At 67.4% G+C, this 24,823-nt stretch carries 26 protein-coding genes; 16 read left to right on the top strand and 10 right to left on the bottom strand.

Annotated features, from left to right (window positions below):
• Positions 1-127 precede the first annotated feature (127 nt).
• Complete coding sequence (locus RAH40_RS21670; RefSeq protein WP_306599719.1) at positions 128-859, bottom strand: MotA/TolQ/ExbB proton channel family protein; 732 nt, start codon at positions 857-859, stop codon at positions 128-130.
• A gap of 237 nt (positions 860-1,096) precedes the next feature.
• Complete coding sequence (locus RAH40_RS21665; protein ID WP_306599718.1) at positions 1,097-1,906, bottom strand: energy transducer TonB; 810 nt, start codon at positions 1,904-1,906, stop codon at positions 1,097-1,099.
• A gap of 268 nt (positions 1,907-2,174) precedes the next feature.
• Between RAH40_RS21665 and tgt the strand changes: the two genes are divergently transcribed.
• The 4 genes from tgt to secF all read left to right on the top strand — a co-directional run bounded on the left by tgt (position 2,175) and on the right by secF (position 6,532).
• Positions 2,175-3,308 (top strand): tRNA guanosine(34) transglycosylase Tgt, encoded by a 1,134-nt coding sequence (gene tgt / locus RAH40_RS21660; RefSeq protein ID WP_306599717.1) that lies wholly within the window; start codon positions 2,175-2,177, stop codon positions 3,306-3,308.
• Positions 3,309-3,617, top strand: a complete 309-nt coding sequence (gene yajC, locus RAH40_RS21655; protein ID WP_306599716.1) for a preprotein translocase subunit YajC — start codon at positions 3,309-3,311, stop codon at positions 3,615-3,617.
• A 67-nt stretch (positions 3,618-3,684) separates the two neighbouring features.
• Positions 3,685-5,316, top strand: a complete 1,632-nt coding sequence (secD, locus tag RAH40_RS21650) for a protein translocase subunit SecD (protein ID WP_306599715.1) — start codon at positions 3,685-3,687, stop codon at positions 5,314-5,316.
• A 49-nt stretch (positions 5,317-5,365) separates the two neighbouring features.
• Positions 5,366-6,532: a protein translocase subunit SecF gene (gene secF / locus RAH40_RS21645; protein ID WP_306599714.1), complete on the top strand. Its 1,167-nt coding sequence runs from the start codon at positions 5,366-5,368 to the stop codon at positions 6,530-6,532.
• 80 nt (positions 6,533-6,612) lie between these two features.
• Here the strand turns inward: secF and RAH40_RS21640 are convergent, their stop codons facing one another.
• A complete protein-coding gene (locus RAH40_RS21640; protein ID WP_306599713.1) occupies positions 6,613-7,107 on the bottom strand; it encodes a DUF421 domain-containing protein in 495 nt (164 codons plus the stop codon).
• A 3-nt stretch (positions 7,108-7,110) separates the two neighbouring features.
• Positions 7,111-7,566 (bottom strand): hypothetical protein, encoded by a 456-nt coding sequence (locus RAH40_RS21635; RefSeq protein ID WP_306599712.1) that lies wholly within the window; start codon positions 7,564-7,566, stop codon positions 7,111-7,113.
• 214 nt (positions 7,567-7,780) lie between these two features.
• Between RAH40_RS21635 and RAH40_RS21630 the strand changes: the two genes are divergently transcribed.
• From RAH40_RS21630 to RAH40_RS21595, 8 genes are all read left to right on the top strand, one after another.
• A complete protein-coding gene (locus RAH40_RS21630; protein WP_306599711.1) occupies positions 7,781-8,290 on the top strand; it encodes a Fur family transcriptional regulator in 510 nt (169 codons plus the stop codon).
• 63 nt (positions 8,291-8,353) lie between these two features.
• Entirely contained in the window at positions 8,354-9,589 is a 1,236-nt protein-coding gene (locus tag RAH40_RS21625; RefSeq protein WP_306599710.1) for a methyl-accepting chemotaxis protein, read from the top strand.
• Complete coding sequence (locus RAH40_RS21620) at positions 9,589-11,277, top strand: response regulator (protein ID WP_306599709.1); 1,689 nt, start codon at positions 9,589-9,591, stop codon at positions 11,275-11,277. Before RAH40_RS21625 ends, RAH40_RS21620 begins: the two co-directional genes overlap by 1 nt.
• 4 nt (positions 11,278-11,281) lie before the next feature.
• Complete coding sequence (locus RAH40_RS21615) at positions 11,282-11,578, top strand: hypothetical protein (protein WP_306599708.1); 297 nt, start codon at positions 11,282-11,284, stop codon at positions 11,576-11,578.
• 31 nt (positions 11,579-11,609) lie between these two features.
• Entirely contained in the window at positions 11,610-12,677 is a 1,068-nt protein-coding gene (gene add / locus RAH40_RS21610; RefSeq protein ID WP_306599707.1) for an adenosine deaminase, read from the top strand.
• A gap of 31 nt (positions 12,678-12,708) precedes the next feature.
• The gene (locus tag RAH40_RS21605) at positions 12,709-13,704 is read left to right on the top strand and encodes a bifunctional oligoribonuclease/PAP phosphatase NrnA (RefSeq protein ID WP_306599706.1); all 996 of its coding nucleotides are present in this window, start codon (positions 12,709-12,711) and stop codon (positions 13,702-13,704) included.
• Between the two features lie 93 nt (positions 13,705-13,797).
• Complete coding sequence (gene ribA, locus RAH40_RS21600) at positions 13,798-14,484, top strand: GTP cyclohydrolase II (RefSeq protein WP_306599704.1); 687 nt, start codon at positions 13,798-13,800, stop codon at positions 14,482-14,484.
• A 12-nt stretch (positions 14,485-14,496) separates the two neighbouring features.
• A complete protein-coding gene (locus RAH40_RS21595; RefSeq protein WP_306599703.1) occupies positions 14,497-15,537 on the top strand; it encodes a low specificity L-threonine aldolase in 1,041 nt (346 codons plus the stop codon).
• A gap of 294 nt (positions 15,538-15,831) precedes the next feature.
• On the opposite strand, the gene RAH40_RS21590 is transcribed toward RAH40_RS21595, so the two are convergent.
• Genes RAH40_RS21590 through RAH40_RS21575 form a run of 4 tightly spaced genes read right to left on the bottom strand, consistent with a single transcriptional unit; the run spans position 15,832 to position 20,265 of the window.
• Positions 15,832-16,401, bottom strand: coding sequence for a hypothetical protein (locus tag RAH40_RS21590; RefSeq protein ID WP_306599702.1), 570 nt, complete (start codon positions 16,399-16,401; stop codon positions 15,832-15,834).
• Positions 16,402-16,404: 3 nt separating this feature from the next.
• Positions 16,405-17,199 carry a SirB1 family protein gene (locus tag RAH40_RS21585; protein ID WP_306599701.1) on the bottom strand — a complete coding sequence of 265 codons (795 nt, stop codon included), beginning with the start codon at positions 17,197-17,199 and terminating at the stop codon, positions 16,405-16,407.
• Between the two features lies 1 nt (position 17,200).
• Positions 17,201-17,719: a hypothetical protein gene (locus RAH40_RS21580; RefSeq protein WP_306599700.1), complete on the bottom strand. Its 519-nt coding sequence runs from the start codon at positions 17,717-17,719 to the stop codon at positions 17,201-17,203.
• Positions 17,716-20,265, bottom strand: a complete 2,550-nt coding sequence (locus RAH40_RS21575; protein WP_306599699.1) for a SpoIIE family protein phosphatase — start codon at positions 20,263-20,265, stop codon at positions 17,716-17,718. Before RAH40_RS21575 ends, RAH40_RS21580 begins: the two co-directional genes overlap by 4 nt.
• 14 nt (positions 20,266-20,279) lie before the next feature.
• Here RAH40_RS21575 and RAH40_RS21570 point away from each other — a divergent pair, with 14 nt between their 5' ends.
• Genes RAH40_RS21570 through RAH40_RS21560 form a run of 3 tightly spaced genes read left to right on the top strand, consistent with a single transcriptional unit; the run spans position 20,280 to position 22,903 of the window.
• Complete coding sequence (locus RAH40_RS21570; RefSeq protein WP_306599698.1) at positions 20,280-21,011, top strand: SDR family oxidoreductase; 732 nt, start codon at positions 20,280-20,282, stop codon at positions 21,009-21,011.
• Positions 21,012-21,028: 17 nt separating this feature from the next.
• Entirely contained in the window at positions 21,029-21,697 is a 669-nt protein-coding gene (locus RAH40_RS21565; RefSeq protein WP_306599697.1) for a radical SAM protein, read from the top strand.
• 24 nt (positions 21,698-21,721) lie between these two features.
• Complete coding sequence (locus RAH40_RS21560; RefSeq protein WP_306599696.1) at positions 21,722-22,903, top strand: hypothetical protein; 1,182 nt, start codon at positions 21,722-21,724, stop codon at positions 22,901-22,903.
• A 1-nt stretch (position 22,904) separates the two neighbouring features.
• Here the strand turns inward: RAH40_RS21560 and RAH40_RS21555 are convergent, their stop codons facing one another.
• On the bottom strand, positions 22,905-23,429 hold the full coding sequence (locus tag RAH40_RS21555) for a hypothetical protein (protein ID WP_306599695.1): 525 nt from the start codon (positions 23,427-23,429) through the stop codon (positions 22,905-22,907).
• 73 nt (positions 23,430-23,502) lie between these two features.
• Here RAH40_RS21555 and RAH40_RS21550 point away from each other — a divergent pair, with 73 nt between their 5' ends.
• Positions 23,503-23,946 (top strand): hypothetical protein, encoded by a 444-nt coding sequence (locus RAH40_RS21550; protein ID WP_306599694.1) that lies wholly within the window; start codon positions 23,503-23,505, stop codon positions 23,944-23,946.
• Here RAH40_RS21550 and RAH40_RS21545 read toward each other — a convergent pair whose 3' ends face one another.
• Positions 23,947-24,801: a DUF2911 domain-containing protein gene (locus RAH40_RS21545; protein ID WP_306599693.1), complete on the bottom strand. Its 855-nt coding sequence runs from the start codon at positions 24,799-24,801 to the stop codon at positions 23,947-23,949. It abuts the gene before it with no gap.
• Positions 24,802-24,823 lie beyond the last annotated feature (22 nt).

Genomic DNA, 24,823 nt, shown 5'->3' with positions numbered 1-24,823 from the left:
TCCACAAGTGGGGTTACGTTGATATCCGCTTTAACCCCAGACTTGCCACCACCACCTGCATCCATGGTGACCTCCTAGATAGGTCCGGGGGATCCTTCTCAGGGCTCCCCCGGACCGGGGTTAATTCTTAGGCCTGCTGGCTCTCGCGGCGGATGAACTCGTCGATCATCTGGGAGGCGGCGTTGTTGATGTTGGTGACCATCTTGTCCTGCTGGGCGGTGTAGAGGTTGTAGATCCACACGGCGGGAATGGCGGCCATCAGACCGAGGGCGGTGGTGCCCAGGGCCTCGCCGATGGAACCGGCCAGGGCGTTGATGTCGCCGGCGCCCTTGGTCTTCAGGTCGGAGAAGACCTTGATGATGCCGATGACGGTGCCGAGCAGGCCGATGAAGGGGGCCAGGGCGCCGATGGTGGCCAGCCCGAGCATGCCCTTCTTGAGCAGGTCGGTGACTTCGGCGGTGCCGCGGGCGATGGCGCGCTCAACGGGCTGGATCACGTCGTGGGACTCGTGGAGGGCCTTGAGCTGCTTCTCGTACTGGAAGATGTCCAGGCCGTGCTTGAGGACGAGGGCGATGTGGCTCTTGTTGTGGGTGGTGGCGGCGCGCTTGGCGGCCTCGAAGTCACCGCGGCGCAGGGTGTCCATGAAGAGCTTGAGGAACTTGCGGGAGGCGGCGTTGGACTGGGCATAGACGATGCCGCGCTCGATGGCCGTGTAGATCTGGAGGAGGATGAGGAGGATCAGGATGCCGATGATGACCTTGTTCACCGGAGAAGCGGCTTCCCAGATCTGCTTGGGACCGAAGGCGTTTTCGGCGGCTTCTGCGATGGCGAGAACGAAGGGGGAGGCAAGCAGGCTCATTTGGATTCCTTATGGGATGAGGTGGCTTGAGAGGGGGCCTCGGGAGAGGCGGAAGGGTGCGTTCTGGAGTCCTGGATCACGGGATCCAACGTGGGCGCGGGGGCCTGTGAAGATGCTGGGGCCGGGTTCGAAGCCCTGGGCTTCGAAGCGCCGCCGCCGAAGGCGACGAGCGTTGCTGCGAGGGCGATGGCGAAACCAGCACCCAACCATGCGGGACGGGACATGTTCGGCACGTCCCTACTTCAGCCTGAAGGGCATGGTCAGCTTGAACCGCGCCGTCTGCGCCACGCCGTTGAGCATGGCGGGCTCGAACTTCCAGCCCATGGCGTAGTTCTCGGCGGTCTGCCGGAGCTGGGCCGGGCCTTCCACGGCGTGGGCGGCGATGGGGATGCCATCGGGACCCACGGTGATCTCCACCACCACGGTGCCCTGGATGCGGGCGATCTTGGCGAGGGCGGGATAGGGGGGCGCGGGGGGCTGGAACTTGATCTTCATCTGGCTGAAGTCGAAGTCCACCACGTGCGACGTGCCGGCGCCGGCCACGGCCATGCCGGTGGCGGGGCCCGCGGAGCCGCTCACGCCGCCGCCGGGGACGCCGGAACCGGAGCTCTGGCTCGAGGCGTAGCGCAGGGTGAGGTCCTGCTTGGGGAGTTCCCGGGGAGCGATCTCAGGCACCTGGTCCTGATTGGGGTTGATGGGGGGCGGCGGAGGCGCCTCCTTCATCTGGATCTTGGGAGCGGGGGCCGCGGGGGCCGCGGGGGCCGGCGGAGGCGGCGGCGGCGGGGGCGGCGGCGCGTCGGCCTGCTCAGTCAGGTCCACGCCCATGGTCTTGATGACCTTCTTGCCGGCGTCCGTGTGGGTCGCCAGCAGGTATCCGCACGCGCCGAAGATGGCGTAGGACACGATGGTCATGGGGATGGTGACCAGGGGACTCGCGCCGTGCACGGCGGAGTTCCCGGTAGCCAGGCTGGACCTGTATACGAGGTCCTCCAGGGTCTCCTTGGAAGCGCCGTTGGGAGGAGGGTTGGTCTTGGGGTCTTGGCTCATGCGACTCCCGAAAAAAGCTGAAATGAGAAAAAAATGGAGCCGGATCTGCGTTTGACGACAGAAACGGCTCTAAACCAAAGGTCGAATGATCCGGGGCAGGCCCAGCGGTTAAGATTACAAGCTGCCCGATCGGCGTCAAGAGCTGAAATCCGCATTGGCAGAGGATTTAGGACGATTGCCACACTTTTTCCAACATCGTGACACGGACCCCCGTCCTGGGGCTTTTCCGTGATAATCACGTGACAGTTCATAGGGGTTTGTCACAGTCATGTCACACGCATTTTCCAGGTTCATTCAAGATTCATCGTCTGGCGTCGCCCGGTCCGGCCGCTTCGAAACCACCCGGGGCTCCGTCCTCACACCGGCCTTCATGCCCGTGGGCACGCAGGGCACCGTGAAGGGGATCACCCCCGCGCAGCTGGCCGAGATCGGCCCCCAGGTGATCCTGGGCAACACCTATCATCTGGGGCTCCGGCCCGGGGACGCGCTGGTGCGCGACCTGGGCGGGCTGCACCGTTTCATGGCCTGGCCCGGCCCCATCCTCACGGACTCCGGCGGCTTCCAGGTCTTTTCCCTGGCCTCCCTGCGCAAGATCAAGGAGGAGGGCGTGACCTTCCAGAGCCACATCGACGGCTCCACCCACTTCCTCTCGCCCGAGCGCAGCATGGAGATCCAGCGCAACCTCGGCTCGGACATCGTCATGGCCCTGGACGAGTGCCCGCCGGGGCGCCTGGACAGGCCCGGCCTGGAGCTGTCCATGGCCCGCACCACCCGCTGGCTGAAGCGCTGCCGGGACTTCCCGCTGGGCGAGCGCCAGGGCCTGTTCGCCATCAACCAGGGTGGCGTGCACCTGGACCTGCGCTCCCGCCACCTGGAGGAGCTCCTGGACATCGACGCCGCCACCCCCTTCCAGGGCTTCGCCGTGGGCGGGCTCAGCGTGGGCGAGCCCAAGGAGGAGATGAACGCGCTGCTGGCCGGCTTCGTCCGCCTCATGCCCGCCGACCGCCCCCGCTACCTCATGGGCGTGGGCACGCCCGAGGATCTCCTCTTCGGCATCGAGCACGGCGTCGACCTCTTCGACTGCGTCCTGCCCACCCGGGAGGCGCGCCACGGCACCCTCCTGACGTCGCGGGGGCGTGTGAAGATCAAGAACGCCCGCCACCGCGAAAGCGACCGGCCCCTGGACCCCGATTGCAACTGCTACACATGCAGGACTTTTAGCCGCGCCTATCTGCACCACCTCTTCCGGGCCGGGGAGATGCTGGCATCCACCCTCAACAGTATCCACAACCTGAGCTACACTGTTGGGCTGACTCGAGCCGCGCGGCAGGCCCTCCAGGAGGAACGGTTCCCGGAATTCGCCAGCCGCACCAGGGAAAATTGGAACCAAGAGGAGCCTTGAATGAATTTCGCCCTTCTCCAGCAAGCCCAGCAGGGATCCCCATTCGGTCCCATCATCCTCTTCGGGGGCATGGCCCTGCTCTTCTACTTCCTCCTCATCCGCCCCCAGAGCAAGGCCCGCAAGCAGATGGAGGAACGCCTCTCCAAGCTCAAGGCCGGCGACGAGGTCCTGCTGACCTCGGGCTTCTACGCCGTCATCGACCGCGTCGAGGACAAGAACATCTACCTCAAGCTGGGCAGCTCCATCGTCAAGGCCCGCCGCACCGCGGTGGCGTCCCTGGCGGCGGAACCTGCTCCCGAACAGAACTGATCCCTGATCTTTGTCTTGCCGAGGGCGGGGATTCGCGTTCCCGCTCTCCCTTCGTCGGAGCCCATTCGTGACCAAGCGGAGCCTCTGGCGCCTGATCTTCACCACCCTGATCTGCGGCGCCTGCGCGTACTTCTTCGTCCCCCTCTCCAAGGTCCGACTGGGCCTTGACCTGAAGGGCGGCGTGCACTTCGAACTCGAGGTCCAGGGGCACGAGGCCCTCGAGGCCGACCTGCGTGACACCCGGGACCGCCTTCTGGACCGGCTCCACGAGAAGGGCTTCCCCGAGGCCGTGGCCCACCTGGAGGGCATGACCGTCAAGGCCGAGGGCGTCCCCGCGGACCGCCAGGCCGAGGCCCAGAAGATCCTCAACGGCTTCAGCGGCTACGACGCCGCCTTCTCCGGCGACACCCTGACCCTGAGCCAGAAGGCCGGATACCAGAAGAGCCTCAAGGACGACGCCAACAAGCGCGCCCAGCAGATCATCGAGAACCGCATCAACCAGTTCGGCGTGGCCGAGCCGGAGATCACCCCCACCGGCGCCGAGGGCAACCGCATCGTCGTCGAGCTCCCGGGCGTGGGCGACGCGGAACGCGAGCGCATCAAGGGCCTGCTCACCACCCCGGGCCGGCTCGAGCAGCGCCTGGTGGCCAAGCAGGACACCACCAACGGCATCGGCTGGCGCACCCGCGAGGAGGCCATGGGCCACTTCGCCGGCCACCTCCCCCCCGGCACCGAGCTCCTGCCCCTGCCCCTCTCCGAGCGCGAGGCCCGCCGCGAAGGCAAGGCCTTCCAGGCCCCCGCCGCCGGCCAGCCCGACCCCATCCGCTCCTGGGTCCTGGTGGAGGAGAAGGTCTACGTGGACGGCGCCGACATCACCAAGGCCGACCCCACCGTCAACTCCCAGACCGACCAGTACGAGATCAGCTACGTCCTGAACAAGAAGGGCGCCGACGACTTCTACAACCTCTCGGGCATCGCCTCGGAGGAGAACCGCCGCATCGCCGTGGTGCTGGACCGCAAGGTCGTGAGCGTGCTCTGGTGCAAGGAGAAGATCCCCGGCGGCGCCGTGCGCATCACCGGCCAGTTCTCCAAGGAGGAGGCCGACGACTTCGCCCTCAAGCTCAAGAGCGGCGCCATGCGCGCCAGCATGAAGTTCCTCGAGGAGCGGGCCATGGGCCCGAGCCTGGGCGCCGACTCCATCGCCTCGGGCGTGCGGGGCGCGCTCATCGGCTTCCTCACGGTCATCGGCTTCATGGTCTTCTACTACAGGTGGTCGGGCGTGAACGCCGTGGTGGCCCTCACGGTGAACATCATCGTGATGCTGGGCCTCATGGGCTCCTTCCACGCGGTCATCACCCTGCCCGGCATCGCCGGCTTCGCCCTCACCGTCGGCATGGCGGTGGACGCGAACATCCTGATCTTCGAGCGCATCCGCGAGGAACTGGGCAACGGCAAGTCCGTGGCGGGCGCGATCCAGACCGGCTTCGACCGGGTGTTCTGGACCATCGTGGACAGCCACGTCACCCAGCTGGTGTCGGCCATCCTCCTGTTCATCTTCGGCACGGGCCCCGTCAAGGGCTTCGCCGTGACCCTGACGGTGGGCGTCACGGCCTCCCTGTTCACCAGCATCTACATCAGCCGGTTCATCTACGACTGGATCCTGGAACGCCACCCCGGCACCAGGACCCTCTCCATCTAACAGGCCCGCCCAGATGAAAATATTCGAGCATCTCCCCCACATTCCCTTCATGAAGTATTCGAAGGTCGCCCTGATCCTCTCCTGGGGCGTGATCCTCGCGTGCCTCCTGTGGATCCACCCCTGGAAGGGCGCCGACGCCCACGTCAAGCTCGGCATGCAGTTCACCGGCGGCATCGACATGATGGTGGCCTTCAAGGGCAACGTCCACCAGGAGGACGTGCGCAACGCCCTCTATGCCGGCGGCGTCCAGCAGGCCGCCGTGGTGGCCTACCAGGACAAGCCCGGCGTGGCCATGTTCTCCATCAAGGTCAAGGCCAGGAAGGGCCAGGACGAGAAGGACTCCACCTCGCAGATCAAGCAGATCACCGACGCCCTGAAGAGCCTGGACGCCAAGGCCGCCAGCGACCACCGCCTGGACCTGAACACCGAGAGCGTCGGCGCCATCGTCGACACCTGGATGAAGGCCAACCCTCTGGGCGTCCAGGGCGACGAGACCGCGCTTCGCCTGGCCTACGAGCCCTGGGTGGACAAGGTCATCAAGGCCCGCGAGAAGGCCAGCCCCATGTCCGACTACAACCAGCTCCCCTCCGACCTTCCAGGGTCCCTGCGGGCCAGCCTGGAGAAGGACTACCGCCTGGGCAACCTGACCATCCTGAAGAACGAGAGCTTCTCGCCCTCGATCTCCGGCGAGTGGACCTGGAAGACGCTGTCGGCCGTGGGCTGGGCCCTGGTGGCCATCCTCGTCTACGTCCTCTTCCGGTTCACCCTGAGCTTCTCGGTGGGCGGCATCGTGGCGCTGATCCACGACGTCCTCATGGCCCTGGGCCTGTTCGTCCTGTTCGGGTTCGAGTTCTCGGTGCCGGTGGTGGCGAGCTTCCTGATCCTCATCGGCTACTCCATGGCCGACACGATCGTGGTCTTCGACCGCATCCGCGAGAACAGCCACAAGCCCGAGTACCGCCGCGTGGACATCGTCAAGCTGGTGGACGACTCCATCAACCAGACCCTGAGCCGGACCATCCTCACGTCCATGTCCGTGCTCTTCGTCGCGGTGTGCCTCTTCGTCTGGGGCGGCCACGCCCTGCGCGACCTGGCGTTCCCCCTGGTCGTGGGCGTGATCACGGGCACCTACTCGTCGATCTTCATCGCGTCCCCCGTGGTCGTCTTCCTGGACCACCAGTTCGGCGGCAAGGAAAAGCTCAAGCAGCACGCCTAGCCCGCCCTGACGTTGCCGGCCGGATCCGAAAGGGTCCGGCCGGTTTCTCTTTTCACGGCGAACCTCGGCCGAGAGCGGGTTCAGGTCGGCTTGGGTATCACGCTGATGTGCCCGTTGGTCTCCAGGATGGCCACGTGGACCTCCTCCAGGCTGCTCAGGCCCGCGGCGCGCAGGGCGGCCATCAGCTCGTGCTGCGTGACCTCCTCCGAATCCAGGACGGACTGGAGGATCTTCCCGTTGTGCACGAGCACCAGCGGGTTGCCTTCCACGAACCTCTGCACCTTCTTGCTGCGGTAGGTGAGCCAGCTCACCAGGGAATTGAGCCCCACCAGGGTCCCGGCCAGGATGAACCCCGCGGCCACCGTGTTGTCGCCGGCGTTCATGCTGTTCTGCACGGCGTTGGACAGGATCAGGAGCAGCACCAGGTCGAAGGGCGAGAGCTGGCCCACCTGGCGCTTGCCGGTGAGACGGAGGATCACCAGGAGGAAGCCGTAGACCAGGACGGCCCGGAGGGCGAACTCCCACCAGGGCTGACCGAGCTTCCAGAGGCTCACGCCCACGGGCAGGGCGGTCATGGATCAGTTCCCGGCGGGCTCGTCATCGCCCCGCTTCACGAGGCGGGGGGACCCGTGGACGGGCTGGCTGGACATGCCCTTCCACACATAGCGGGTGCCCCGCTTCTGGCCCTGCTTGAGGATGACGCCCTCGTCCTCCAACTCAGAAAAAAACCGCCTGAGCGTCGCCGGTGCCCAGTCGCAGGTCTTGAGTCCCAGTTCCTCCTGGGCCTGGAAGCTGCTCAGGGCCCCCTGGAGCTGGAGGGTCTTGATGAGCTGGGCCTTGAGGGCCAGCAGCTCGCCCTTGGACCGCCTGAGCTTGTTCTTGAAATCAGGAAGGATGTCCTTCTCGAACACCATCGGCGCGGGGGGCGCGGGGGCCGGCCTGGGGGCCGGGACTTCCTGCTTCGCGCCGTTGACCTCGAATAGTAACCCTCCGTCTAGCAATATATCGGCTTCCTCGCGTCCAAAAAGGACCACGACGGAGCTCGGCGGGATGCCCTCACCGTGGAACGCCTCGATGATTCGGTCGCCGATTCTCTTTTTCTGTTCTTTTGAAAGGGGGTTGGATTTGATGTGTATCAAAGGCATACACACTCCTTTAAAACGGGGGTGATTTCAATTTAATCTGTATTATGAATGAGGGGGAATTCTTTTTGATCCCTTTAACGACTTTTCCACTCTGGGAGTATCCATGTCCCCTAACCAGACGCTGCCCACCCGAGCTCCTTCCACGGAAGCCCATCGTTTCGAGGCCTATCTCCGGAGCAAGAAGCTCAAACTGACGGGCGAGCGGATGGAGATCCTCGCGACCATCTTCCGCAAGGACAGCCACTTCGATGCCGAGGAACTCCACGCGGAACTCAAGACACTGGGACGCGATATCAGCCGCGCCACCGTGTACCGCACCTTGGATCTCCTGGTGCAATGCGGTCTCGTGCGCAAGAGCAGCCTGGGCTCGAGCCACGCCAACTACGAAGCGGCGCATGAGAATGAGCATCATGATCACCTGATCTGCCTGGCCTGCAACAAGGTCTTCGAGTTCTACCGCGCCGACCTGGAGACGCTCCAGGACGCCATCTGCCAGGAGCGGAAGTTCAAGCCCCTGCATCACAGCCTGCAGATCTTCGGCCTGTGCATCGACTGCGTGGACAAGACGGACGAGAACGCCATCCGCACGAAGGTCGCGCAGATCCATACCTAGGGAATCGTGCAGAATAATAGGGCCCGGGAAGGTCATCCGGGCCGGCCTTGGTGTGGAGGAAAGATGAACCTGCTCAAGCTCCTGAAGATCCGTACGCGCCTGCTGGTCATCATCCTCGGATGCAGCCTCGCGCTCGTGTGTCTCGGAGCGGCCGGCGTCTACTACCTCCGGGCCATGGAGGCCACCCACGGCGACGTCGCGGCGAACCGGATCGTGGCCGCCGAGGCCATGCGCGTGACCCTGGCCCTGCTGGCCTTCTTCATCGTGTGCGGCGCGGGGGTGGGCCTGATCATCAGCATGAGCATCAATTCCTCCCTCACGCTGATCACCCGGCGCATGCATGACCTGGCCGAAGGCGAGGGCGACCTCACCCAGCGCATCACCATCGCGGGCGCCGACGAACTCAGCCAGCTGGCGGGCTTCATCAACACGTTCATCCACAAGGCCCACGCCACCGTGGCCCACTCCGTGGCCACCGCCAACGAGACGGCGGCCTCCAGCAACGAGCTCTCCGCCATCTCCCGGGAGCTGGCCGGCAACGTCTCGAGCCAGTGCGAGCTCGCCGAGAACAGCTCCAACCTCATGACCGACGTGGCGCGCAACCTCGACGTCACCGAGGAGATGTCCATCACCACCACCGAGACCCTGGAATCCACCGAGAAGGTCCTGGCGGCCTTCGTGGCCACCCTCACGGAGGTGGGGGGCGTGGTCATCGCCGAAGGAGAGAAGCAGTCCCGCATGGCGACCCGGATGCGCGAGCTGAGCGAGGACGCCCAGGGCATCAACAGCGTGCTGGGCATCATCGCCGAGATCGCCAACCAGACCAACCTGCTGGCCCTGAACGCCTCCATCGAGGCGGCCCACGCGCGGGAGGCCGGCAAGGGCTTCGCGGTGGTGGCCGAGGAGATCCGCAAGCTGGCCGCGAAGACCCAGGGCTCGCTCGTGGAGATCAACATCAACGTCAAGGAGGTCGTGGACGGCATCGAGGCCATGTGCACGGAGACGGACCGGGCCTCGCTCCAGATGGTGAGCGTGTCCGACCGCACCCGCAGCCTCCTGGAGGACGCCGGCACCACCGGCACCAAGCTCAGGGACTCCGTGGCCACCTCCTCGGACCTGGTGCGCAAGACCACCTACATCGCCACCCGCACCAAGGACCTCATCGAGACCATGAACAGCCTGGTGGACCTCTCCAACCAGAACAAGGACGCCGCCCACGGGGTGGAGGCGGTCTCCACGAACCTCGCCGCGAAGTCCGAGGACCTCCGCAGTTCCCTGAGCCACTTCCGGGTGGAATAGTGGCGCTCCGGGACCACCTAAGCCCCTACTGCAGCGAGCTCACCGTCCTCTACGTGGAGGACGACGGCCCCAGCCGGATGGCGATGGCCGCGCGCATGCGGGGCCTCTTCAAGGAGGTCTTCCAGGCCAGGGACGGCCGCGAGGGCCTGGCGGCATGGCGGGCCAAGGCGCCGGACATCATCCTCACGGACCATCACATGCCCGGCATGACGGGCCTGGACATGGCCGCGGAGATCCGGAAGGGCGGTTCGAAGGTCCCCATCATCTTCATCACCGAGTCCATGAACAATGCGCTCCTGGGGCAGGTCATCGGCCTGGGCATCGCCTCCATCCTCCCCAAGCCCGTGGTGCCGGAGAACCTTGTCCAGGCCTTCTCCCTGGTGGTGGGGCTGCTCGAGCACGACCACCTCCAGCGCAGGACCATGGAGCAGGACTTGGCGCTCCTCCAGCTGCGGGAGCGCTACCATGAGAACCAGCAGGAGATGGCCTTCCGGAAGGAGCTGAGCATCCTGGAGAACGACTTCCAGGGCCGGTCCTTCACGGGCCCCCCGGGCCGCGGGGAGTGGATCGCCGAGGTCGCCTACCTGCCCAAGGACATCATGTGCGGGGACAGCTACTCCCTGCGGCGCCTTCCGGACGGGAGCATGCTGGTGTTCCTCGCCGACGCCATGGGCAAGGGCCTCTCGGCCGCCCTCACCACCTCGCTGGCCGTCTACACCTTCAACCTCCAGGTGGACCGCCTGGCGCCGGGCAGCCTGTTCAGCCTCGGGGAGTTCGTGCGGGAATTCATCACCATGATCGGGCGGCGCCTCCTGGAGGACGAGGTGCTCAGCCTCGCGCTGGTCTGGCTCCCCTGCAAGCGGGCCCTGCTGGAGCTCGCCTCCTTCGGCATGCCCCCGATGCTGTTGGAAGGCGGGGACGGCCCCCGCAAGCTGCCCTGCAACAACCCGCCCCTCTCGCCCTACACCACCGACTTCAGCACCCGGGCCCACAACCTGGGCGACACCCGCCGCATCCTTCTCTACACCGACGGCCTCAACGAGGCCGGGACGCCGGAGGGCGGGCTCTACCGGAGCCGCCTGGAGCCCGATTTCAGGGAACAGGCAGGCCGGGCGGCATTCCTGGAATCCTTCCGGAAGCTGGTGCCCAGTCCGGAGGACGACGTGACCCTGCTCTTCCTCACCCGGGTGGATTCCGAGCCCCTCTGGCAGCGCCACATGACCGTGGAGAGCCGCCTGGAACGCGTGGAGGAGGCCTGCCAGGAGCTGGAGAAGTGCCTGGAGACCCGCACGGCCCTGGCCGCGGAACCCCGGTACGAGTTCAGCGTCGCCATCCGGGAGGCCCTTCTGAACGCCTACGAACACGGCTCCCTGGGGATCCCCGGCCACCTCAAGGCCGAGCTTCTGGAAGGCGGACTCTACTTCGACCACCTTCTCGAGCGGGAGGCCTCCCCCCACCCGCCCGTCACCGTGGACCTCGCCCTGACCGGGGAGGGCGGGAACCGCCTGCTTTCGGTCACCATCCAGGACGAAGGCCCCGGCTTCGCGACGTCCCTGGCCCGGCTCGAGAAACCGGACTCCCTCCTGCTCCATGGCCGCGGCCTGAGGATGATCCGGAAGTACACCGACGCATTCCATTACAATGAACAAGGCAATACCCTGACACTGCTCAAGTTCTATCGGGAGTGACGCAATGGACATCGCAAGGACGGGCCCGGCCGAGTTGACCATAACGGGCAACATCAAGACGACCGCCGACTACCTGGAGATCCGGAGGCTGGTCACCGAGCAGGTCGCCGCCGGGGCCGCGAGCCTCACCCTCCACATCCGGGAGTCCCTGTCCATGCCCTCCTCGGTCATCGGCTTCTTCGTCAAGCTCGTCAACCGGGACAAGGTCAAGGTGACCATGCTGATCCAGGATGAACGGCTCCTTGAGCTCCTGGCGGAGCTGAGCCTCGCCGAACTCTTCGGGGCCCGCCATCAGGCATAGAAGAAAGCGGTTTGGCCCGGTAAACTGAGGGATGCGAAAACTCACTCTCGAAGACATCCAGCGCCTCCCCAAGACCGACCTGCACGTTCATCTGGACGGCAGCCTGCGTCTCACCACCATCCTCGAGCTGGCCCAGGAGCAGGGCGTGACCTTGCCGGGCGACACCCTCGAGACCCTGCGCCCCTTCGTGGAAGTGGGCGAGGAGTGCACCTCCCTGGTGGACTACCTGAAGGCCTTCGACGTCACCCTGTCGGTGATGCAGACCTATGACTCCCTGGTGCGCACGGCGTACGAACTGGCCGAGGACGCCGCGGCGGAGAACGTCCGCTACCTGGAGGTGCGCTACAGCCCCATCCTCCACCAGCAGAAGGGCCTGACGCTGCACCACATCGTGCAGGCGGTCGTGGAGGGCCTCGCCAAGGCGGAGAAGGAATTCAACATCAAGACCGGCGTCATCCTCTGCGGCATCCGGCACATCAGCCCCGAGCTGTCCAATCGCCTGGCCGACCTCACCGTCGCCTTCAAGAACAAGGGCGTCGTGGGCTTCGACCTGGCCGGCGCGGAGGAGGACTTCCCCGCCAAGAAGCACCGCGAGGCCTTCAGCCGCGTGCTGGCCAACAACATCAACTGCACCCTGCACGCCGGGGAGGCCTACGGGCCGGAGAGCATCCACCAGGCCATCCACCTCTGCGGCGCCCACCGCATCGGCCACGGCGTTCGCCTCATCGAGAACGGCGACCTGCTCAACTACGTGAACGACCACCGCATCCCCCTGGAGTGCTGCCCCTCCTCCAACGTGCAGACCCGGGCCGTGCGCACCATGGCCGAGCACCCGATCCGCCTCTTCTACGACCTCGGCCTGCGGGTGACGGTGAACACCGACAACCGCATGGTCACCCGCACCACCGTCAGCGAGGAGTACCTCCACCTGCACGAGACCATGGGCTTCACCCTGGACGAGATCAAGGAGCTCATCATCATGGGCTTCAAGAGCGCCTTCCTGCCCTACGCGGTGAAGCGGGCCCTGCTCTCGGACGTGGTGAACGAGCTGAAGTCCTTCCAGCCCCACAGCCTGGAAAGCAAGAAGGAACAGCTCTAGACCGTGCTATAGTTGATCGCAGAGGTCGGAATTGCTGAACCGCTTCAATGCCTTTCTCGAGAACCAGGACCGGATCCTGCTGACCACCCATGAGAATCCGGATGGCGACGGCATCGGCGCCATGGTGGGCCTGGCCCACTACCTGAAGGCCAGGGGAAAGGACGTACGCATCGTCGTGCACCCCCATCTCCCGGATTTCCTTGGGTTCATGGACCCCGGGGGCTGGGTGGAGGCCCTGGACCTGGAAGGCCGGCACCGGGAACTGGCCGCCTGGCCCGGCGCCTGGATCATCGTGGACGCCTCCGAGCCCCACCGCCTGGGTCCCCTGCTCCCCGCCTTCCAGGCCACCTCGGCCGTCACCGCCTGCCTGGACCACCACCTGAAGGACGCCCCCGCGGGGTTCGCCCAGGAGTTCACCGATCCCACGGCCTCCGCCAGCGCCGAACTGGTGTACGACCTGGCGGTGGCCCACATGCCACTCCCCCTGCCCGCTCCCATGGCCGACGCCCTGTACGCCGGCGTCGTGGAGGACACCGGCAACTTCCGTTTCTCCAACGCCACCCCCAAGGTGCACCGCATGGCGGCCCAGCTCATCGAGCAGGGCGTGGCGCCGGCCCGCATCTACCAGAACCTCTACCACCAGGGGCGGCTGCAGAAGCTCCGGCTGACCGGCCGGGCCTTCGACAAGCTGGAGCTCCTGGCCGAGGGCCGCTATGCCCGCATCAGCCTCACCCAGGCCGACCTGGACGCCTGCGGCGCGGACCATGACGACATGGAGACCCTCGTGAACCGCCCCCTGGAGCTGCGGGGCGTGGAGGTGTCCTGCCTTCTATACCAGCTGGCCGACGGGCGCATCAAGGCGAGCCTCCGGTCCAGAGAGCGAGCGAATGTGAACCAGGTCTGCCGCCGCTTCGGCGGAGGCGGCCACCGGCTCGCTTCGGGCGCCAAGCTGGACGGCCCCCTGTCCAAGGCCCAGAATGAGATGGACGCCGCCGTGCTCGCCCAGTTGGAGGCCGACCTCGCCTGATCACTCCCCGGATCGTTTGCACACCGCCCCGATCCCATGTTCATGCCTATTCAACAGCCCCTTTCACGAAACGCAGACCGCGGAATGAAACGCATGGCCCCCAAAGACAGCAGCAGCGCCCCCCACCTGGAACTCGGCCCGGAATCCCCCCTGGAAGTGGTGACGCGCTTCGAGACCGAATCGGTCCCTTTCGTGGCCAAGGCCAACGTCCCTTCCATTTTCGGGAAGTACGTCGTCTACGGCTTCCTGGAGAAGATGACGGGCAAGGAGCACCTGGCCATCGTCTCCGGCGACATCGACGCCCGCAAGCGGGTGAACGTGCGCATCCACAGCGAGTGCTGGACGGGCGACGTGCTGGGCAGCCTCAAGTGCGACTGCCGGGCCCAGCTGGAATCCGCCCTTCGCTACGTGGGCGAGCACGGCGGCATCGTGCTCTACCTGCGCCAGGAGGGCCGCGGCATCGGCCTCCTGAACAAGCTCAAGGCCTACGCGCTCCAGGAGCAGGGCTTCGACACGGTGGAGGCCAACCATGAACTGGGCTTCGCGGACGACCTGCGGACCTATGAATCGGCCGTGGAGATGCTGAAGTTCTTCGGGATCCGGAAGGTGCGGCTGCTCACGAACAACCCCAGGAAGATCGACGCCCTCGAAGGGGCCGGGATCCACGTGCAGCGGGAAGCCCACCAGCTGGCGTCGAATCCCTACAACCTCAAGTACCTGAAGACCAAGGCCAACAAGTCGGGGCACATGCTGGACTTCAAGGAAGATCCGAAGCTGTAGCTGGAGCCCGCCTTGCACGCACCCGACGCCTTCCCCCGCGGTTTCGCCAGCGACAACTTCGCGGGGGTCCACCCCCGGATCATGGACGCCATCCAGGCCTGCAACCACGGCCACGCCATGGCCTACGGGGAGGACGCCGTGACCGCCCGGGCCCGGGCCGCCTTCGACGCGCTCTTAGGGCGGGAGGTGGCCACCCACTTCGTCTTCAACGGCACCGGCGCCAACGTGACGGCGCTCATGGCCTTCGCCAGGCCCTACGGGGCCGTGCTCTGCTCGGACGTGGCGCACCTCTGCAACGACGAGAGCACGGCCCCCGAGCGGTTCCTGGGCATGCGGCTCGTCCCCCTGCGCTCCGTGGACGGGAAGATCGACCCCGGGGCCCTGGCGGAGGCCCTGGGCCGCGCCCACGGCGTGCACGGCGCGGTTCCGGTCGCCCTCACCATCACCCAGCCCACGGAGCTGGGGACGGTCTACACCGTGGCCGAGCTCGCCACCCTGGTGGACCTGGCCCACGCCCACGGCCTGGGCGTGCACGTGGACGGGGCGCGCCTGGGCTGCGCCGTGGCCTCCGCGGGGGTGTCCGCCTGCGAGATGCTGGCGGGCGTGGACGCCCTGAGCTTCGGCGGCACCAAGCAGGGCATGCTGGGCGGGGAGGCCGTCGTCTTCCTCAAGCCCGGCCTGGGTCCCGACTATCCCTACCACCAGAAGCACGCCATGCAGCTGGCCTCCAAGATGCGCTTCACCGCCGCGCAGTTCGAGGCCCTCCTGGAGGACGGCCTCTGGATCGAGAACGGCCGCAGGGCCAATGCCGCGGCCACGGCCCTGGAGGCCGCGGTGAAGGACCTCCCCAGCGTCCAGGTGGCCTTCCCGGTGGAGGCCAACGCCGTCTTCGCCAGGATTCCCGTGCCGATGCTGGCGCCCCTGCAGGCCGAGACCTTCTTCTGGCCCTGGGACGAACGCGCGGGCCTGGTGCGCTGGATGTGCGCGTGGGACTCGATGCCGGAGGACGCGGCATCGTTCGTGGCGGCGATAGGGAGACTGGAAAAAGGATAAAGAGTCTTCGGCAGACCCAGGATGACTGATTTCATCTGTTGCCAACCCTTTATCCCTGCGATTCGTCAGGTTCGGGAGAAAGACCTATCGCCGAGGCGCCGAGGAGCCGAGGATCGCCGAGAAATGCAGTTTCCCTTCTCGGCGATCCTCGGCTCCTCGGCGCCTCGGCGACAGGCATTTTCAGGGGCGGTGCCGATCTTCGCGATCCAGGCCGCGAAAAGACAATGCGACGTCATTCGACACCAGACCAGGCCCGGTCAGGGTCTACCCCCGGATCCGAGAGGAACCCAAAAGTCATTCGTCCCGCCGCGGCAGGATGAGGCTCCTCTGGACCCGTTCCAGGTTCCCGTGCAGGCGCACCAGCTTCCACGCCAGGATCATGGCGTAGCCCAGCCACACCCATAGCAGCCGCGGGTCGCAGGGGGTGCGCTTGAGCGGCTCCAGGCCCAGGTCGATGCGCAGGCCGTACAGGAACCACACCACCACGCCGAACGCGATGAGCAGGTGGCCCCAGCGGATCCAGTAGGGGCGCAGGCACTCCTGGGTCTTCCACTTGAGCAGGAGCCAACGCTCCATCACGGGGGTCTTGGCCTCGGCGAAGTTGAGCGCCACGAGCAGGTCCACCAGGGGGGCGTAGTTGTGCACCTTCAGCTCGGCCAGTTCCTCCTCGCCGTTGACCTTGCGCAGGAAGGCGGAGCGGATCTTGCCGACGCACTCCTCCCAGGGGGCCTCCTCGCGGTGCAGGGCCAGGTGCAGGCGCACCAGTCCCACCCACAGGAGGGCCTGCCACAGCAGCACGCCCCACAGCGACAGGCCCTGCCAGCCGTGGTTGCGCGCCAGTTCCAGAAAGCGGCTCAGATCCATCCCCTAGTCCCTCTGCAGTTTTTCCAGCCACTGGACCAGCTCGGGGTCCCCTTCGGGGCTCAGCCGGATGGCCTCCTGGAGATCGAGCATACCCTGGGACGTCTCGCCCCGCTTGAACCGCACGAAGGCGCGGTCCCGGTACGACGTGCTCTCCCCGGGGTTGAGCAGGACCAGGTGCGTGGCGGTCCAGATGGCCTCGTCCCAGTTGCCGGTGCGCACGAAGCGCACGTGCAGGTTGCGCACGAGGCGGCCCAGGATGGACCGGTTGGGCACGGGGGCCAGCATGGAGGGGTGGAAGACCGCCCGGCCCCCCGTGGACTGCTCCACCAGCCAGGCCGCGTCCTCCTCGCCCACGGTGCGGCCGCCGTTGAAGGGATCGAAGTAGAGGGTGCCCATGTCCAGCTGGATCCCGGTGATGAAGTGGCCCGGCAGCCCCACGCCGATGGCCCGGAAGCCCAGGCGCCGCGCCACCTCCATCCAGAGGACGGAGAGCGTGATGGGCATGCCCCGCTTGCGCTCGAGGACCTTGGGGAGCAGGGCGTTGGCCGGATCGTCGTAGGTCTCCCGGTCGCCCTGGAGGCCCACCTGCTGGAACAGGTAGGTGTTGAGGGCGTCGATGCCCCCGTGGATCGTCCAGGGCAGCGGCATGTGCCCGGCCAGGGTGTCGGCCCAGGCCTCGACCGTCCTCACCACCGGGGTGGCATCCTCCTCCCCCAGCATGGGTCCCACGGCCAGGACGGCGCCCTCCAGGAGGTGGGCGCACTCCGGATCGGACTGGAGGAATTCGTGCAGGGACATGCTACCGGTTCCTCAGCCAGGACCGGAGGACCAGGGCCAGGAGCGCCACCACCGCGCCGCCCCACAGGAAGGGCCGCCACTTGTTCTGCTCGGCCTCGATGCGCTTCTTCTCCTCGGCCTTGCGGTAGTTCTCGGCGAGGGAAAGCTTGCTTTGCGCCTCGCGGGCCTTGTCGATGGCCTCGCGCTCGCTCTTGCGCTGATCGGCCATCTCCTTGCGCACGCCCTGGTCCCCTCCCTCCTGGTCCTGGAGCCGCACCCGCTGGAGGCCGCGGCGGGGATGGACCCGGCGGGAGGAGGGCCGCAGGGTGCCATCCTCGGCGCCCTGGTCGAAGTTGCCCTGGAAGTTGTCCAGGCTCTCGGTGAGGTCCTGCATGTCCTGGCGCAGGCCCATGAGGGTCCCGTGCTGGCGCTCCAGCATGCTGCCCTGCATCCACAGGAGGGCCACCTGGAGGAGCAGGAGGGTGACGACGGCGCCGAGAAGCCAGGAGGGCTGGGGCTTGGGGGTGGGTTCGGTGGTCATGCGGGTTCCCTGGAAAGGATGAAGAGGGTCCGGTCGTCCCGGTTCTGGGACTCGAAGGCCGTGACGTCGTGGAAGACCGCCTCGCAGGCGGCCCTGACCGACCCGGTGCCCCAGATGCGCTGCATCTGCTCCTTGAAGCGGCGCAGCCCGTAGAGCTCGCCACGCTTGTTCATGGCCTCGGTGAGTCCGTCGCTGTACATCACCAGCCACTGGCGGTGCGAGAGCTGGCCCTCGATCACGCTCCAGTTGCCCGGAGCGAAGGGCCGCAGGCCGAGGCCCCGGCCGGTGGATTCGATCTCCCGCGCCTCCGCCGGGGACGCCCCCTCGATGAGCAGGATGGGCGGATGCCCGGCCCGGGCGATGCGGTAGCGGCCCTCGGCGTCCCACTCCAGGATGGACAGGGTGAGGAAGTCCCGAGGGCCCATGAGGCTGCGCATGGTGCGGTCCAGGGCGGGAAGGATGGCCTCGAAGCTCATGCCTTCCTGCTGGGCGGCCATCTTCAGGAGGGCCGTGGCCTGGCTCATGTAGAGGGCCGCGGCCAGCCCCTTGCCGCTCACGTCGCCCACCGCCGCCATCCAGCACCCCGAGGGCCGCCGGCCCACCCACAGCAGGTCCCCGCCGGTCTCCAGGGCCGGGGACAGGCGCAGGGCGGCCTGGAACCCCGGCATGCAGGGGGCCTCGGAGGTGATCAGGCTCTCCTGGATGAGGCGCGCGGTGTTGAGCTCCTGCTCGATGCGGCCCTGGTCCAGCATGCGGCGGTGCAGCACCGCGGTCTCCAGCAGCGCGCCCGCGGCCAGCGCCACCTCCCGCAGCAGCTCCCGGTCCTCGCGGCCGTAGTTCAGTTCGGCGTACTTCCCGCCCAGCAGCAGGGCCGCGTGGGGCTCGTCGTTGACCATGATCAGGGTCAGCACCTGCACTTCCAGGCCGTCCACGTGGGCCCGGAGCACGTCGCCCTGCTCCCGGACCCAGTCCGCCTCGTCGCTGCCCAGGCCCAGCACCAGCTCCCGGTTCTCCCGGGCGTGGCGCACCAGCCCCAGGGGCAGCTCCAGGTGGCAGGGCCTGGCCAGCTCCTCCGCGAAGGGCTCGTCGGGATCCGGGTCGGCCACGGCGGGCAGCAGGAGCCGGCGCTTGTCCACGGGCAGCATGAGCAGGACGTGGGGCTGGTAGGCCTCGCGCACCGAGTCCAGGAGGCCCGCCAGGAGCGCCTCCTCGGAGAACCGCTTCTTGGTCTCGCGCAGGTTGCCCAGGATCACCTCCCGGGTCGTGTTGAGGTCGCGCCGGAACCGGCGCCGCAGGGTGAGCAGGAGCCACCGCAGGAGCCACCCGATGGGCAGGGCCGAGATGCCCACCAGCACGCCCACCCAGGCGGAAGGAATCACCTGGACGCCCTGGGCGAAGACCCAGGCCAGGCCCCCCAGGTAGACGGCCAGGGTCAGGCCCAGGACCGTGAAGTACGACACCCACCGGAGGATCGCCCGGCGCACGTCGAAGAACCCGTGGCGGAAGATGGCGTACGCGAACGACAGCGGCAGGAGCGGCAGGGGCAGGAAGAACACCCAGCTTTCCCGGGCGAAGACCAGGCTCTGCCCCGCGGACCGCTGCAGGAGGGCGAACACCAGGAGGTCGGCGATGATGGCCGTCGTGAAGATGAGGGCCGGGAGCAGGGCCCGGCGCTTGCGCCCTGGCATCCGGAAGGTGCCGATCCAGAAGAGCACGAGGCCCGCGACGGCCACGGTGGGGGTGATCCAGGCCACGAGCCTGCCGACGATGCTGCCGTCCATGTAGCGGAAGGCCTCCTGGAAGAGCTCGGACTTGTCGAAGGTCCGCAGGAAGACCCGCACCGCGTAGAGGGCCCCGCCGCCCAGGGAGAACCCGTACAGCGCCGCCAGGAAGTGGCGGTTGGTGCGCAGCTTGAACGGATGGGGGAACCGCAGGAAGAAGTGGAGCCAGAGGGGGGGCGCCAGGCCGATGGCGAGCCCCGCCACCAGGATCAGGGGCACCAGGAGGCCGGGAGCCACGCTGTCCACGCCCAGGCCCACGGAGACGGTCAGCAGGAGCGACACCACGCCCATGTAGTAGAAGTGCCGGGCGATCTTCCTGGACGGGGAGGAGACCACCACCAGGAGCCCCACGGCCCACGCCGCGAGCCCCGAGAAGAGCGCGATGAGGCCGGTGCGGTCGAACCCCTTCACGAGCCGCACCGGCAGGCGCAGGATCTTCCCTTCCCTCAGGACCGTGTAGATGAGGATCCGGCCTTCGGGCTGGTCGTTGATGTAGCGCTGGGCGGTGGCCAGGTGCTTGGCGTCCACCTTGCGGCCGTGGATGCTGAGCAGCTCGTCCCCGTCCAGGAGCCCGGCCTCCTCGGCCACGCCGTTGGGGAGGATCTCGACGATGACCACCCGCTTGCCCGTGGCCCGCCACGTGCACTGGTCATCCGAGGAGGCGTAGACCCAGTTGCTGAGGTAGAAGCAACCCAGGGCCATCAGCAGCGCGAAGATGCTGGTGAGGATCAGTTTCCATCGGATGGCTCGGAGGCTGTCGGACAAGGTAACCTTAGGACATGAACAAAACCGCGTGGGAAGACCGGACCTGGTGGCTGCTCGTGGGCGGCCGGAGGAGGCTGGGTCGCGAGCTCGCGCAGGCGCTTGCGAAGGGACACAACCTGATACTGACCACCTCCGTCTCCTGGGATCAGGAGGAGGCCTGGATCGCTGAACTTTCCAAACAGACTCAAGTAAGGTGCTTGCTTTGGGATGCCGCAAGTCCTGATCTTGTCCACACGATGATGGCAGATCTGGAGGCCCTGGGGGCGGAAGGCGTGAAGGTAAATTCCTGTGTCGTGGTGGGGGGGACCTTCCCCGAAAGCCCCCTGGGCACCTGGACCCCGGCCAGCCTGGAGGAGACCTGGCGCCTGAACCTGAGCTTCCCCCTTCTGGCGGCCCAGCAGGTGGCGCCGCACATGGCCGACGGGGGGTGCATCCAGTTCCTGCTGGACACGGCCATCCACAGGCCCTTCCTGAAGCGCCTGCCCTACACCGCCGCCAAGTCCGGCGTGGCGGCCCTGGTGCCCGGCCTGGCCCGGGCCCTGGCCCCCCGGGTGCGGGTGGTGGGCCACGCCCTGGGCACGGTCCTGCCCGATGCCCGCGAGGACACCGCGGCCCTGGCCTCCCGCAGCCTCCTCGGCGCCGTGGGCACCCCGGAGGACCTGGTCCGGGCCCTGCGCTACGCCGCCGGGAGCCCCTACCTCACCGGCGAGATCCTCACCCTGGACGGGGGCACCCGCTGGGTATGATGGAGGCAGGAGTACCGGTGCGCTTCAAGATCAATGAAATATTCACATCGATCCAGGGGGAGGGCTCCAGGGCCGGCCGGCCCTGCCTTTTCATCCGGCTCACGGGATGCCCCCTGCGCTGCGTGTACTGCGACACCACCTACGCCTTCTTCGAGGGCAACTTCATGGAACTGGAGGCGATCCTCGCCCAGGTCCGGGAGACCCTCGGCCCCCCCCGGAAGGGGCCCAACGCCCCTTTCGTGGAACTCACCGGCGGCGAGCCCCTGGCCCACCGGGACGCCCCGGTCCTGCTGGAGGCCCTGCTGGGCCTGGGCTACGAGGTGGCCCTGGAGACCGCCGGCAGCCACGACATCCGCCTCGTGGACGAGCGGGTGGTGAAGATCGTGGACCGCAAGACCCCCGGCAGCGGGGAGGTGGACCGCTGGCTGGACTCCAACCTGGACCACCTGGTGCCCGGCCAGGACGAGCTGAAGTTCGTCCTGTGCGATCCGGAGGACTACGCCTGGGCCAAGGCCTGGTGCGAGGAGAAGGGGGTCCTGGACCGCTTCGACGTGCTCTTCAGCCCCGTGTGGGGGAGCCTGGACCCGGCGTGGCTGGCGGAGCGGATCGTCGAGGACGGCCTCCCCGTGCGGTTCCAGCTCCAGCTCCACAAGCTTGTGTGGGGGGCGGAGAAGCGGGGGGTCTAGAATGGGGGATCCCCCGGAGCCCCCATGAACCTCGCAGCGGTCCTCCTCGCCCTCGCGCTGGCCCCGGCCCTGCTGGCCCAGGGCGCCGAACAGTGCACCTCGGCCGTCATCTCCCGGGGGCAGGAGGGGCGGCCCATGCTGTGGAAGAACCGGGACACCGACACCCTCTCCAACAAGGTGGTCTTCCGCCGGGACCTCCCCCACAGCTACCTGGCCCTGGTGGACGCGGACGACGACTCCGGGCGCCACGCCTGGGCCGGGCTCAACGACGCGGGCTTCGCCATCATGAACACCGTGGCCTACAACCTGCCCGGCAGCGACAAGGAGGCCCGGGACGGCGAGGGGGCCATCATGGGCGACGCCCTGCGGCTGTGCCGCACCGTGGCCGATTTCGAGGCCTGGCTGGAGGCCAACAAGGGCCGCGGCCTGGGCAGCCAGGCCAACTTCGGGGTGCTCGACGCCGAGGGGCGGGCCTTCCTGTTCGAGGTGCACAACCACGGCTTCACGAAGATCGACGCCGCCCTGTGCCCGGACCGGCTCCAGGTGAACACCAACTTCGCGCGCTCGGGAAAGCCCGGCAAGGGCGCCGGCTACCTGCGCTTCGACCGGGCCTCCGCCCTCGTCCAGGCCCTGGGGCCGGTGACCGCCCAGGGCATCTTCGCCAAGGTGGCCCGGGACACCGGCAATCCCCTGACGAAACAGCCCTCCGCCGTGGACCTGGCCCCCCTGCCCCGGGCCGGCCAGGGCCTGTGGGTGTCCACCCGGGACTCCATCAACAAGAGCTACACCAGCGCCTCGGTGATCATCGTGGGGCGGCGCCCCGGGGACCCGGGATCGCGGGCCACCTTCTGGATCCTGCCCGGGGAGCCCGTCACGGGCCTGGCCATGCCCCTGTGGGTCGAGGCGGGCAGGTCCCCCGAGCCCCTCTGGAAGGGGGCCGAGGCCCCGCTGTGGGCCGAGACCCGGCGCATCAAGGAGATCGGGCGGCCCTTCCCGGAGGCCGAACGCAAGGAGTACCTCGACCTCGCCAGGCTCCTCAACGCCGAGGGCACCGGGTACCTCCCGCGCCTTCTGGCCGTGGAGGAGGAGATCTTCAAGGCCGCCGCCGCCTTCGAGGCCCGGCCCCGCACGCCGGAGGAACTGGCCGCCTTCCAGGACGCCATGGCGGCCAAGGCGCTTGGGACCCTCAAGCGGGTAGGGCTCTAGCCTACTCCCTCACCCTGCGCCCCATCTGGGTCGCCGCCACCCAGAAGATCGCGGCCGCGGCCGCGGAGAGCCAGAACACCGTGAACGCCAGGGTCGTGCCCTGCCAGAGCGCCGCGAACCCGTGCCGCACCTGGCTGGCCAGGAGGTTGGCCTTGCCGCCCATCATCTCCAACTGGCGCAGGTAGCTCTTGGAGTCCTCGTCCTCCAGGGCGAAGGGCGCGACGGTGGTGGAAGCGAAGCGGTAGATGACCAGGGCGCTCACGGTGCCCGCGGCCAGGATCGATCCCGCGATGAGGCGGATCCGGTCCATCCTGGGCCCCCGTTCGTCCCGCAGGAAGCCGGGCCGGGGCGGCTCCGTCTCCAGGGCCGCGTCCAGGAACCCCTCCGGCACCTCCCGGCCCCGGGACCGCAGCTCGGCCACGGCCGCCTCCAGGGCCCCGCGCTTGTATTTCCGGTGATGCGCGAGGAGATCCTGGAGCTGGGCGTCGGAGAGGGCGGGAATCCTGGTGAGGAACGAGTCGGACATGGCTTCCATGGTATTTGGCCGGACGCGGATCCGGGGAGTATATTCAGGTGTTCCCCATCCAGGAGGTACCGAAATGCTCGCCTTCGCCCTGGCCGCATCCCTATTCCTCACCGGCGGGGAGGAGCCGGCCAACCCCGTCGCCCCGGTCCCCGCCGCCGCGCTGAGATCCACCTCCGCCATCAAGGGCAAGCTCACGACCTCCTCGGATTTCATGAGCGGCGGCAAGCAGGTCACCCGCGGCCAGAACATCTACGGGGTCAAGCTCCGCCCCCACCAGAGCCTCATGGCCGAGGTGCGAGGCGAACGCGCCAGCCTGTTCCTGATCACGCTCACCGACAAGGTGCAGAAGCCCATCGACCGCCAGGTCACGCGGGTCGGCGGCAAGGTCATCCTCTTCAACCGCAAGAAGGAGAACCTGGACTTCGTGGTGGTGGTCTCCGGCACCGAGTCCATGTCGAACGAGCCCTACGAACTCGTCCTGTACGAACTCGACACCGAAGCGGCCCTGGCGAAATAGCTACTTGGCGGACCACTCCGCCCTGGTCTTGGCCAGGCCGTCCAGGTACTCCTGGGGGGTCTTGGCGGCGGTGGCCAGGTCGATGGCCTTCTGCAGGGTGGCCAGGGCCTCGGCCTTCTTCCCGGCCTTGTGGAGGTACCGGGCCTTGGTGTCCAGGTTGCTGTAGACCTCCTTGGCCTTCAGGGACCGGTCGATCCACTCCATGCCCTTGTCCAGGTGGACCTCGTTGTTCAGGCAGTAGCGGGCCCCCTGCAGGAAGGGGATGTGCTCCTCGGGCCTGGCGCCGGCCAGGGTCTTCTCCAGGTAGGCCCAGTAGAGGCCCGGGGTGTCCAGGGTCACGTCGAAGCCCACGGACAGCTTCTCCCACGCCAGCTCCACGCGCAGCGCCTCCAGGGATTTCATATGGATCGAATACTGGAGGTACTCTTCCGGAGCGGCCAGGGACCCGGGCGTCGCCTCCACCCGGAGGGCGTCCTCCGTGGCCTTGTAGTCGTAGGCGCCCCACTGCTTGACGTTCCTGTTGAAGATGAGGGTCCAGGCCTTGGGGCCCGGGATGGCGAAGAAGGCGTAGGAACCCGCCGCCAGGTCCTTCCCTTCGATCTTCACCGGGTCGCTGAAGGTGATGACCGTCGCGTTGTTGGCGCCCGTGCGCCACACCTCGCCGAAGGGCACCAGGCCGCCCCAGATCTTCCGCCCCTTGACGCCGGGACGGGAGTAGTCGATCTTCACGGTGCTGTTTCCCATCGTCTGGGTGACGCTGGCGCCGGGGCTGGGCTGGTAGGGTTTCACCATCGTCTGCTGGGCCGGAAGGCTCAGGACGGCCGCGAAGGCGGCGGAAAGGATGACGGTTCTCATGAGGGCTCCCGAGGAAAAGGCT

The sequence above is a fragment of the Geothrix sp. 21YS21S-2 genome (assembly GCF_030846775.1).
In the GTDB taxonomy this organism is placed as follows: Bacteria; Acidobacteriota; Holophagae; order Holophagales; family Holophagaceae; genus Mesoterricola.
This window is presented reverse-complemented; position numbering and strand designations above follow the sequence as displayed.